The 12602-nt window shown below is 46.2% G+C and carries 8 protein-coding genes; all 8 read right to left on the minus strand.

Annotation, left to right across the window (positions count from 1 at the left end; translation table 11 throughout):
* Positions 1-44 precede the first annotated feature (44 nt).
* The 8 genes from nagZ to pflB all read right to left on the minus strand — a co-directional run bounded on the left by nagZ (position 45) and on the right by pflB (position 12023).
* Positions 45-1706 carry a beta-N-acetylhexosaminidase gene (gene nagZ, locus BMY78_RS16785; RefSeq protein WP_090900856.1) on the minus strand — a complete coding sequence of 554 codons (1662 nt, stop codon included), beginning with the start codon at positions 1704-1706 and terminating at the stop codon, positions 45-47.
* Positions 1707-1719: 13 nt separating this feature from the next.
* Positions 1720-3354, minus strand: coding sequence for a response regulator (locus BMY78_RS16790; RefSeq protein ID WP_090900859.1), 1635 nt, complete (start codon positions 3352-3354; stop codon positions 1720-1722).
* Entirely contained in the window at positions 3351-5192 is a 1842-nt protein-coding gene (locus tag BMY78_RS16795; RefSeq protein ID WP_090900862.1) for a cache domain-containing sensor histidine kinase, read from the minus strand. Before BMY78_RS16795 ends, BMY78_RS16790 begins: the two co-directional genes overlap by 4 nt.
* Positions 5193-5223: 31 nt before the next feature.
* Positions 5224-6054 carry a carbohydrate ABC transporter permease gene (locus BMY78_RS16800; RefSeq protein ID WP_090900865.1) on the minus strand — a complete coding sequence of 277 codons (831 nt, stop codon included), beginning with the start codon at positions 6052-6054 and terminating at the stop codon, positions 5224-5226.
* Positions 6054-6938 carry a carbohydrate ABC transporter permease gene (locus BMY78_RS16805; protein ID WP_090900868.1) on the minus strand — a complete coding sequence of 295 codons (885 nt, stop codon included), beginning with the start codon at positions 6936-6938 and terminating at the stop codon, positions 6054-6056. The genes BMY78_RS16800 and BMY78_RS16805 overlap by 1 nt, the downstream gene beginning before the upstream one ends.
* 171 nt (positions 6939-7109) lie before the next feature.
* A complete protein-coding gene (locus BMY78_RS16810) occupies positions 7110-8474 on the minus strand; it encodes an extracellular solute-binding protein (protein WP_090900871.1) in 1365 nt (454 codons plus the stop codon).
* A 447-nt stretch (positions 8475-8921) separates the two neighbouring features.
* A complete protein-coding gene (gene pflA, locus BMY78_RS16815; protein WP_090900873.1) occupies positions 8922-9674 on the minus strand; it encodes a pyruvate formate-lyase-activating protein in 753 nt (250 codons plus the stop codon).
* Positions 9675-9764: 90 nt separating this feature from the next.
* The gene (gene pflB, locus BMY78_RS16820; RefSeq protein WP_090900876.1) at positions 9765-12023 is read right to left on the minus strand and encodes a formate C-acetyltransferase; all 2259 of its coding nucleotides are present in this window, start codon (positions 12021-12023) and stop codon (positions 9765-9767) included.
* Positions 12024-12602 lie beyond the last annotated feature (579 nt).

Below are 12602 nucleotides of genomic sequence, written 5' to 3' on the forward strand. Positions count from 1 at the left end.
ACAGAGAGATTTAGAGATTTAGAGATTAAGAGATTTCGAACGTGCTAACGCAAACTAACGGGCAAGCGTCCGGTTGGCTGCAATTCACCTGTTAAGACGTGGGACAATGCGCGAACCACTGCAGGAGTGTTCTCGTAGGTACATACGTAACTTCCCGGCTTTGGAATCTCCAATAGATCATATGGATTACGCAGAGCAACGACAATCAGGGAATGCTTCTCACTAAGTTTTTGAACCAAATAATGTTGCCCTTTCGGAAGATGGCCTGCGGAAGTGTACGTACATACGATGATTTGATCTTCCTCCGACACATCCTTTAGGATCTTGTCCGCTTCATCATAAGTGGGCTGTGTCGTTATTTTGTGCTCCCGAACTCCGCTTCTCAGCTGCGATAACGCCACACCAAGCGAATCTGTGTGAGACCATGGTTCATCCACTTCTGTGCGTTGCACAACCTCCGGCCAGATGACATACACATTCTTTTCAGGGTCTAAGGGAAGCAATCCATCATTCTGAACTACAGTAATGCTATTGGAAGCAATCTCATCCAGCCTGGATTCGATGGAGGCCAGCGACCTTGATGATTCATCTTTCACTTTTGTTGAGAACGTGATCCCGTCCTCATCAGATCCATTCGACACAGCATCATCCTCTTCCATGGAGACAAACGTATGCTCCCACTGACCACAACGTGCTGCCTTCCATGAAATAATACGTTCCAATGCCTGGTTAATGGTGGCTTCATCCACTCGTCCAGTACGAACGGCTTCCACAACAGCTTCCACAGCAGAGATTTGATCTTGCAGTGTGTGACTGACCAGAATTAGATCAGCACCTGCCTCAACGGCAAGAACGGCTGCCTCGGCCACACCATATGGCTTGGCTATCGCATGCATTTCCAGACAGTCTGTAATAATAATGCCGTCAAAGCCCATTTCTTCGCGTAACAGCCCCGTCAATACTTTACGGGACAATGTAGCTGGAATCGGCTCCGGTTCAATTGCCGGGAAGATGACGTGAGCAGTCATGATAGCATCCACTCCGGCCTCAATAGCGCGATGGAACGGCAGAAGCTCCACCTGATCCAGTCTGTTCCGGTCGTGAGGTACAGTGACCATACCCAGATGTGAATCCACCGCTGTATCTCCATGTCCCGGAAAATGTTTGGCTGTCGCAGCAACACCTCGGGATTGATACCCTTTGATGGCTGCGGCACCATGAGCAGCTACGCTCTCCGCATTCTCGCCATAGGAGCGCACGCCGATGACCGGGTTAAGAACGTTATTATTCACATCCAACACTGGAGCGAGGTTCATATCGATACCGATGCTTTTTAACTCATGACCTAGAATTTGCGCACATTCCAAGGTATAGTCGGGATTCCCCGTTGCTCCAAGCGCCATGTTTCCAGGTACCTGGGTCACTCCCTCTTGGTCAATCCGGGCCACCATCCCGCCCTCCTGATCCACGGAGATCATCAGGGGTAAATCTCCGGCTTCAGCCGCGATCGCTTGCAAGTCGGCAGACAGTCGTTTTAACTGGTCTACGCTTTCCACATTCCGTCTGAAATAGATGACGCCTCCAACATGATAATCATGGATCAATTGATTGATCTGTTCATCCGCATGCTGTCCATGGAATCCACACATAAACAGCTGTCCTACCCGCTGTTCCAACGAAAGCTGATCGATCGAATTCATACGCATGCTTTCCTCCCCATTATGAACCTGCTCTTTGGTTCGACCTGAATTCGGATGGTTTCATGTGAAAATGTTTATGAAATACTTTGGAGAAATATCGCCGCTCCTTATACCCCGTCGCTTCTCCAATGGCTGTAATACTCCATTCCGTGGTACTCAATAATAAAGCTGCACTCTCCATCCGCTTATGGGTCATATATTCAACAAAGGTTACACCCATCTGGTTTTTGAACAGCTGACAAAAATAACCCGGACTGATCCCCAGCCAGTCAGCTACCTCATCAATGCCCAGATCACATTCCAGTCTGGCGTTCATATACTCGCACGCAGAACTGATCAACTCAGACACAGAAGGGCGAGGAACACTTTTCTTGTCATGACAAACATAAGCAAGTGCCTCTGCCAGTTCGATTAATTCCTTGATGGAGGTTGCTGAATGCAATGCACTCCAGAAGTGTATTTCGTCCTGTTCAGCCATGACATGTACTTCGCGCAATTCACGAAGCATATGTACCAGCAGAAAACGCAGACTATTTTCGGCTACGCCATCCAGCGTACTCTTATGCTCGCTCATTCGATGTTTGAGCCTCACTAGCAGGTCTATCAATCCTTGTTTATTTCCCTGTCTGATCCAGCGGGTGATCAAGTCCAAATCCTCTTTTGTAATCCACATTGTTGTCCTGCTGGAAGGTTCTTTGGATGACATCATAGAGTGCTCAGCAGATTCTTGTTCCAGCGCATCGCTGCGCTGATTAGAATCATTCATGATTAGTAATCGCTGACAGTGCCGGTATCGCTCAGCCATCTGATCATCCAGTTTCACAGGCATAACATCCTGAATGACCCTTGTCTTCATGCCTGAACCTATCTCAAATGTCATATCTAGTTCCAACTGAACCTGTTGAGCCAGTGCATCTGCTCGCAGTCTCCATTCATCTGACGCCTCCACCAACATGCACCATTCTCCCTTACGGGCCGAAATCAGCAGAGTTCCTGCACAAATCCGGTCTGTAATCTCCCTAAGTTTGGAACGGATCATTCCATGCCAGCTTTGATGCCGAGCCCCAGACCATCCGATCGAATGTTTAAAATAACCCGACACATCGATAAGCAGCAGGATATATCGTAACGAAGATGCCTGTGGTTCGGGGGAAGAAGGAGGGGAAGAATATAATGAATCTTCCTCTTTTCGTATCAGGTCAATGATATGTTTGTGCCTTACCCATACTTCCATCTCCGATTTGCGGTGGCGTTCGGCCTCCACTTCCAACCGTTTCTTCTGAATCTGACTAGCCAGCTCACGTAATTTCTGTTCCAGATCCAGATAATCGATTGGCTTGCATATGTAATCATGGACATTGTGACGAATGGCTGTACGAGCATACTCGAACTGCTGATATCCTGTCAGCAAAATAATCTCGCAAGTTTCACCTTGCTCACGTAATATTTGAATCAGTTCCAGACCATCCATAGATGGCATGCGAATATCACATAACATGATGTCAGGGTGACATTCTGCAACTTTATCCAGTGCTTCGGACCCGCTTCTGGCCGTACCTACAATTTCAATGCCCATGTCTTCCCATGGCAAAATAAAACTCAAATTCTCCAAAATCGGCAGCTCATCGTCAACCAACAACGCGGTTAGATTCATTCATCTTCCCCCTGCTCATATTGTGGAATAATACATTGAATGATCGTGCCATGTCCCGGAGAAGAACATATAAACACTCCGTATCCGGCCCCATATTGAATCCTTATCCGATCTGCAACACTTCTTAAACCCAGCCCTCGACGCTCTGCCATTGAAGACAGCTGCTTCGTTCCCTCAGCCATGATGTATTCAGGCGGGTCTTCTGCCATGTATTCGAATCGAGCCAACATTTCCTGGGGAATACCGATACCATTATCCTCAACTCGCAGCACCAAGTTATTCCTTTCCACAAATGCACTGATCCGAAGTACACCCTGATATTCAATTCCCTCGAACCCGTGCTGAATACTATTTTCCACAAGGGGTTGGAGAGTAAGCTTGAGTATGGAAGATGTGTACAGATGAGACGGAATGTCGATCTCATACCGGAACAAATCACTGAACCTGTAATGCTGGATCTCAAGATAACTCTGCAAGTGCCTTAGCTCCTCACTGAGCGAAATCTCCTCCTGATCCTGGATACTGATCCGCAGCATATTGCCAAGACGTGTCACCATTTCACTTACTTTACGCCCTTCTCCCCTCATGGCTAGTCCGTTAATAGATTCCAGCGTATTAAATAGAAAATGAGGTTTGATCTGGGCTTGAAGTACGCGTAGTTCTGCCTTAGCCTTCTGTTCCTGCTCTGCACGCACACGTCGGAACAGACCTCCGATCCGATCCAGCAATTCATTGAACCCTTGGGCGAGCAGCTGCATCTCGTCAAAACCACTTCCTTCGACCCGGGCATTAAAATCCCCGTCATCTACACGTCTCATGAATCGTACGAGCACCGCAATATTGCCGGTAATCCGGTTCATGAAGAACACATTGAAAACCATCGCAGCAAGCAGACACAGCAGAATGATAATAATCGACCAGCCTGCGAACACATTCGTCTCTGCGGATAATGCTTCCCATGAAGCAACACTGACCAGACTCCAGTTATAGTTTTTCAGATGATATTGTGAAATGATGCTTTCACTGCCATCGAACACTGCTCTGGTGCTGCTGAATCCCGGTCCGTAAATTCCAGATCGCACACCCAGATTCTCCATCTTCTCTCCGCTGTAGCGTCCGGAAGGATCGTATACGATCAGACCCTCTTCATTGATCAGCAGGAACGAAGTATCCTGTGCAGAATCACTTATCTGCAGATGGCGGAAGATGCGGTCCATCTCCCCTTTTTTAATCTGAACGACAAGGACCCCAATATTCTGAAAATAACTAAGTTCCTTGACTAACCGAATCTGAGTAAAGACAGGCTCTACGCCCGTCAGTTCAGGATATTCCAGAGGGGCCAGCCATTTGGGCACGCCGTTGAGCTCCTGGATTTCTTTGAATATTGGATGAACCTTAAATTGTTGAAAAGGTAGTGCTTGAAAATTTTCCTTCGTAAATATAGAGACAATCTGGTTGTCCTGGGACGAACGCGGACGCAAATCATACAAGAAGGCATAACTGATGAATGGGTAGTTGTATAAAAGGGAACGGAAATTACGCTGACTGGCATTCAGCGACAATTGATTACCGATTCCAAGATCCTGTTTGCTCGGATCTTTGGCGTTCAAAGCCATCTGGAATACCGATGTGGCGATGCCATTGTCCGTGACATTGTTGATCTGCTGAAAAACATTCTCGATATTATAGCTAATCGCCTGGAGTGCATATTCAGACTGCTGATTGTATTTTTTCTCAATCGTATGTGATGTGACCAAGAACATGCCGATTCCAAGCGTGCAAATCGGTACAATGATGAGCAACAGAAATGCCATGGCCAGCTTCATCCGCAAGTTCATTTCCCGTTCTCCCTATATAACGCATCGTTAATTAACCTTTAACACTACCTGCCGTTACACCTTCAATGATTTTCTCCTGCAATATGGCGTAGATTACAACAACCGGTACAACACTATATACAATGCCTGCTGACATCTGGGCATAATTCATTTGATACTGATCACGAAACTGGACCATGCCGACGGGCAATGTACGCAGTTTATCAGTAGATAAGAAATAGTTGGCGAGTAAAAATTCGTTCCAGTTGCCGAGGAAATTCACGATAAACACCGTAACAATGGCTGGAACTGTAAGGGGTATCACTATTCTAGCAAAGATACCCGGAGCCCTCAACCCATCCATAACAGCGGCTTCCTCAATTTCTCCAGGGAGCGACCGCATAAAGGCTGCCAAAATAATAATCGTGAACGGAATTGCATTCGCAACATAAGGAATGATCAGCGCCAGATGAGTATCCAGAATGCCGAGCTTGCGGACAAGCAAGTAAATCGGCAGCATGAGCGCATTGTTTGGAATCAGCATACCCGCCAGAATGAGACTGTACAGAAACATGCTCCATTTGCGGTGTCTCATCCGCGTTATAGCAAAAGCAAACATGGCACCAAGTATAATGGTTCCAACTGAGGACAAGACCGAAATGTACATACTGTTCCAGAAATACGTTCCAATCTTGGCATTTACCCAAGCCTCCACGTAGTTATTAAACACCCATGTGGAAGGCAGACCGAACGGATTCAGTGCGATCTCATTGTTATCCTGCTTAAATGAAGAAAAGATTACGAATAAAAAGGGAAACAGAATTGCAAGTAGATACAGCATCAACAAAACATGAGGTATACTGCCTTTTATGCTCTTTGCCATCAATATTCCACCCTTTCGTTGCGTCTCGCCACCAGCAACTGATATACCGCGGTGAGCACAAGCGTCAGAGCAAAGATCAGAACCGCAATCGTATTACCATAGCCGTATTTAAAATTGGTAATCGCATATTTGATCATATACGTAGCAAGCACTTCAGTAGAGCCTGCAGGCCCACCTTTGGTCATAACCAGAACAATATCAGCTGCCTTCATCGCCCCCGCAATGGACAGCATGATGACGACGGAAATGATAGGTCTGATAAGTGGCAATGTAATTTTGAATGCTCTTTGTACGGCTGTTGCACCATCAATGGCTGCCGCTTCATCCAAATCCTTGGGAATAGCCAGAATGGCTGCCAAAACCATAACAATATAGAATCCCGTCCACTGCCAAGCATTGGTTACGAGAATGGATATCATTGCGAACCGATTATCGGACAGCCAATAGACCGGCGAAATTCCTACCGTTTCAAGTAACTGATTCAGCAGGCCGATGTTAGGCTCATAGATGAAGCCCCACAGAATACCGATGACGGCCGTTGACATAATGGACGGCAAAAAGACGGCTGTTTTGTACAAACCCTTCAATTTCTTTACGTTCGCTATGAGCAGGGAAAACAGCACAATGATAGGTACCTGGATCAAAACGGAAAATGCGATAAAGAAACCGTTATTGCGAGTTGAAATCCAAAAACGTTCATCTGTCAATGCCTTTGCATAATTGGACAGTCCCACAAAACGCGGCTCTGCGGATACCCCATTCCAACTGGTCAGACTGTAATAGAGTGAACTGCCGATAGGATACAGGAAAAACATGATAAACAAGATCAGTGCAGGCAACACAAACAACGTATAGATCAGCGGGCTGCGGAGTGAAGTGTTCATGATCTACCTCCTTCAGTGACTTCAACTTCTTATGCTCATGTATAGAGCAGATTCCTCAGCAGTGTAATTCTTTAGAAAGGACCAAGGGTTTTACCCCGGCAGAGTTCCAACCGGGGTAAACCAGCATGGTGTTAGCAGTTACGTTTCTTTGCTTGAATGATCGTGTATTGTTTATTCTACTGAAGCATTGGCCTCTTCCTGAACCTTTTGCAATTCTTCGGCCATCTTCTCTGGCGTCGTTTGTCCACCAATCAGCTTCTGAATTTGCAGATTGCTGATCTCTGTCGTTACATCAGCCTGAACGAGCGCATCAAATGCCGGGAATGAAGTCTGGGACGCATTCAGAACAGCTACAATTTCTTTCATCAAATCGTCGGTGATGCTGTCTGTCAGCACTTTTTCATCCAGTTTCATTGCTGGTAACACACCATCTTCTACGAGTCCACGCACTTGCATATCTTCGTTGTAGAAGTTTTTGATAAAGGCTTTAACCGCTGCCAGCTTCTGAGGATCATCCGCAACCGCTGCGGAGAAGCCGTATCCGTTATTGACGTCACGCATCAAGGCTGTTTGATCTCCTGCACCATTCTCTACCGGTGGCATATTGAAGAAACCAACCTTGCCGATGAGCGATTCACCGCTCTGTCCTTCCTTAAATACGGATGATTTCCATGTTCCGTCGTACATCAGAATCGCTTCACCACTCGTAAATTGAGTTGTATATTCAGCATATTCAAAGCCAAGCTCACCTTTTTTGAAGTAACCTTTATCCACCCATTCCTTATGCTTCGCAAATCCTGCAACAACGCCTGGATCAGTCCACTTGGCTTCGCCTGTAGCAAACTTCGCCGTAATATCAGGACCAGCGTAACGGGACCACAGATGGTTCGTTAACATGAGTGGAACCCAGCCTGCTTTGGAAGCAGAAGCGAGTGGAACCTTGCCGTCAGCTTTGATCTCAGCGAGCATATTATCCAGTTCAGCCATTGTTGAAGGCGCTTTCCAACCTTTTTGTGCAAAATACTCTTTATTGTAGAAGAATCCTTCACCCGATCCACCAATAGGCAGTCCGTACACTTTGCCTTCATAGGTAAATGGTTCAAGTGATGAAAATTGGTCCTGGATGCCCAGCTCTTGCAAGATCGGTGTGAGATCCAACAACATGCCCTCTTTAGCATATACTTTAGAATCCGGACTACCGAACAATTCGAAGATATCCGGCGGATTGCCCGCTGCCATCTCTCCACGAAGTTTCTCCTTGCGGTTTACATCGGATTCAACTCCGTCCAGTGTAAAGGTCAGGTTGGGTACTTCGCTCTCCACTTTGGCTACAACGTCCTGCAGAATGGCCAGCCTTTTTTGTTTGTCGGCCCCCACCTGAGTGTGACGGAGAAGCATCTCAACCGGTTCCTTGCTTGTCTCCGCAGGCGCATTGCCTGCTCCCTGTTGTGGTTCGTTACTTGAGCTCGAACAACCTGCCAATGTCCATGATGTGATAAGTAATAATGAAAGCAGTAATGTCATTCCTTTTTTCATTCGTATGACCCTCCTCAAGATATTGAGCATTTGGCTTTACACTCTGATTATAAAAAGTTGTAGCTTACATCGTAAGGATGACAATTCATCAATGGAGGGATAAAATCCTTCACTGGACAAATAATCATGCATTTACAATCGATAACAGCAAAAAAACAGCCCCTGCGAAACATGTTCGCAAAGACTGCTTGGTTGGTATATAAGTTGAACTAAAGAATAATTACACTTGCCACTCCGAAGACAGAACAACCTTCCGATCGCTGTTATCCCCAGATTTTTTGATTCACTTTTATAAAAGTGAAAATCCGTGGATTGCGTATGCTTCCGATGTAGCTTTCTTGCAGAAAGCTTTTAGGCGAACGCTCCGCTTCTCCAGCTTATTTCTGTCCTCTACGTTCTCGTGTAAATAGTTAGTTCAAATTATATAGGTGCTGTATATAACTATTGTTACTTATTGGAGCAAGTCATACCCGCTGTTTCCGTACGACCTTGTTCAATCAAACGATACGCCCGCTCCACTTCCTCATCACTTGGAGAAGGAACTCCATCCAGCGGATAGGCTTTCCCCAGCGCCTGCCATTTGTAAATACCCATCTGATGATAAGGCAGGATTTCGAACTTCTCGACTCCATTTAGCGTTCCAATAAACCGCCCCAGATTGAGCAAGTCTTCTTCCTCATTGTGAATCCCTGGCACATACACGTGGCGAATCCACATTTTTCGTCCATTGTCCGATAACCACTGTGCGGTGCGCAATGTTCTCTCGTTAGATTTGCCTGTCAGCTTGATATGTTTTTCATCATTGATGTGCTTTAGATCCAACAAAACCAGGTCTGTGTTATCCAACAAATCATGAATCCGATCAGGTTCATTAAAACCGTTACTGTCCAGCGTAGTATGCAATCCCCAGCGGCGTTTCGCTTCTTTGAAAACCTCGGCTACAAAATGAGCCTGTAATGTTGGCTCCCCGCCGGATACCGTAAGTCCTCCGCCGGAACTGCGGTAGTAGGACAAGTACGGCTCGATTTCAGCCAGTACCTCCTCCACGCTCATTTCCCTGCCACCATCCAGTGCCCATGTATCCGGATTGTGACAATACTGGCATTTGAGCAGACATCCTTGCATAAAAAGCACGAAGCGGATGCCTGGGCCGTCAACCGTCCCGAAAGTTTCGAGTGAATGAATATGTCCATTAACCATGCTGCCTCTTCCTTTCTGTATCGCATCCGCTGTGCGTTTAATATGGAGGTTCTACTCCTATCTCCTATGAACTGTTAAGCTAAGCCCGAGTTACATGGAACCGTGGAAGGTCCGGTTAATGACATCGAGTTGTTGCTCACGTGTCAATTTGATGAAGTTAACCGCGTAACCGGATACCCGTACAGTCAGCTGCGGATAATTTTCCGGGTGGTCCATCGCGTCAATCAACTGCTGACGATCAAATACGTTCACGTTCAGATGGTGTGCTCCTTGACCAAAATAACCGTCCATCATGGCTACCAGATTGGATTTACGTGTGTCTGACTCTTTTCCGAGTGCTTTAGGCACGATGGAGAATGTATTAGAGATCCCGTCAAGGCTGTGTTCGTAAGGCAGTTTTGCTACTGAGCCAAGGGATGCCAGTGCACCTTTTTTGTCCCGACCATGCATTGGGTTCGCCCCTGGAGCAAACGGTTCGCCTGCTTTACGGCCATCCGGTGTTGTACCTGTTTTCTTGCCGTAAACCACGTTCGATGTAATCGTCAGTACAGACTGTGTTGGGATCGCATTACGATACGCTTTGTGTTTGCGAATCATGCCCATAAAGCTTTCCACCAATTCAACTGCGATGCTATCGACACTGTCCTCATTGTTACCGTAACAAGGGAATTCACCTTCAATTTCAAAATCAATTGCGATGCCTTGTTCGTTGCGGATCGGTTTAACTTTGGCATATTTGATGGCACTCAGAGAGTCTGCTGCAACCGAGAGACCAGCGATACCACAAGCCATCGTACGTACGATATCGCGGTCATGCAGGGCCATTTCAATACGCTCATAGCTGTATTTGTCATGCATGTAGTGAATGACGTTGAGTGAGTTCATATACAGTTTGGCGAGCCATTCCATCATCGGTTTGAAACGTTTCATCACTTCATTGTAATCCAGCACTTCGCTTGTAATCGCCGGATATTCAGGTCCAACCTGTGCTCCCGATTTCTCGTCACGACCACCATTGATTGCATACAGCAATGCTTTTGCGAGGTTGGCACGAGCGCCGAAGAACTGCATTTGTTTCCCGATCTTCATCGCAGATACGCAGCAAGCAATACCATAATCATCTCCGTAGATCGGACGCATCAGATCATCATTTTCATACTGGATGGAACTCGTTTCGATGGATACTTTGGTACAGTATTGTTTGAACGCTTCCGGAAGCTTGGTGGACCAAAGTACCGTAAGGTTCGGCTCAGGTGCAGGACCAAGGTTGTTCAGGGTGTGCAGGAAACGGAAGCTGTTTTTCGTAACACGGGTCTCTCCATTTACGGACATGCCACCGATGGATTCCGTTACCCATGTTGGGTCTCCACTGAACAATTCATTATAATCCGGTGTACGCAGGAATTTGACGATCCGCAGTTTCATAACAAAATGGTCAACCAGTTCTTGAGCCTGTTCTTCAGTTAGCAAACCTTCTTGCAAATCACGTTCGATGTAAATATCAAGGAACGAAGAAACACGTCCCAAGGACATCGCCGCACCGTTTTGCTCTTTGATCGCAGCCAGGTAACCAAAGTAGAGCCATTGGAACGCTTCTTTCGCGGTTGTGGCTGGCAAGGAAATATCGAAACCGTGCATTTCACCCAGTTGTTTCAATTCTTGCAATGCACGAATCTGTTCGGACAGTTCTTCACGCAGGCGAATGACATCTTCATCAATCACGTCGACTTCAAGTGCATTCAGTTCGCCTTTTTTATTTCGAATCAGGAAGTCCACACCATACAGAGCTACCCGGCGATAGTCACCGATGATCCGGCCACGGCCGTAAGCATCAGGCAGACCGGTAATAATCCCTGCTTTACGTGCTGCACGCATTTCAGATGTGTAAGCATCAAATACGCCCTGGTTATGTGTTTTGCGGATGTTCGTAAATATATCAATGACGCCTTGAGGCATTTCAAAACCATAAGCTTCACAAGCATCAATCATCATGCGAATTCCACCGAATGGCTGAATGGAACGTTTGAATGGAGCATCTGTTTGAACACCAACAATCTGCTCTTTGGATTTATCCAGATAACCTGGTTGGTGAGAAACAATCGTTGCTGGCGTATTTACGTCAACATCGAGTACCCCGCCGTTATCGCGCTCTTTTTTGGTCAGATCAGAAACGATATCCCATAACTCTTTCGTATTCTGAGTTGCACCTGCAAGAAATGCTTCGTCGCCATAGTAAGGTGATAAGTTGCGTGCCAGAAAATCATTCACATCTACGGATTTCGTCCATGTTCCTTTGGTAAAGTTTCTCCAACCTGTTTGTTGTTTGACATCTTTTTCGATCACCGACATAGTAATCCCTCCACAAATTTGGATTTCCGGACACATGACAGGATGCTTCACTCGTCTCATCTGTGCCCAGAGCCGCGATTAATGTGATAAATTTCACATGTAAGCCGGAACATGTTCTCTCTACTTGGGAACCGGAACCGCGGATGAATGTTTTTCTTACATTTTCAGTATACGTCTTCGTTCTTTCATCATCTGTGATTTTTATCACAAAGTTTGTGACCATCCTCACTCCACCTGTGCTGTGTCAAAGTGAACCCTGCAAAATTCACACTTATCCACTGCGCGGGCAGAACAACTTCCGATCGCTGTTCAAATCCGATTTCCTGGATTGAACAATATAATTTGAACGAAAGGATATGTACACTAGCCACTCCGAGGATAGAACAACCTTCCGATCGCTGTTACCCCCAGATTTTGTTGATTCCCTTTATAAAAGGTAAAATCAGGGGATAAAGGCGAGCGCTATCGCTTCTTCAGGTTTTTTCTCTCCTCTCCGTTATCGTGTACATGTAAGGTTCAAACTATATTGCATAGAAGGTTAAAATCGTGCTTGAAGCAAACGCTTCGCTTCTTCAGTTT

Source organism: Paenibacillus sp. OK076 (genome assembly GCF_900110055.1).
Lineage (GTDB): Bacteria > Bacillota > Bacilli > Paenibacillales > Paenibacillaceae > Paenibacillus.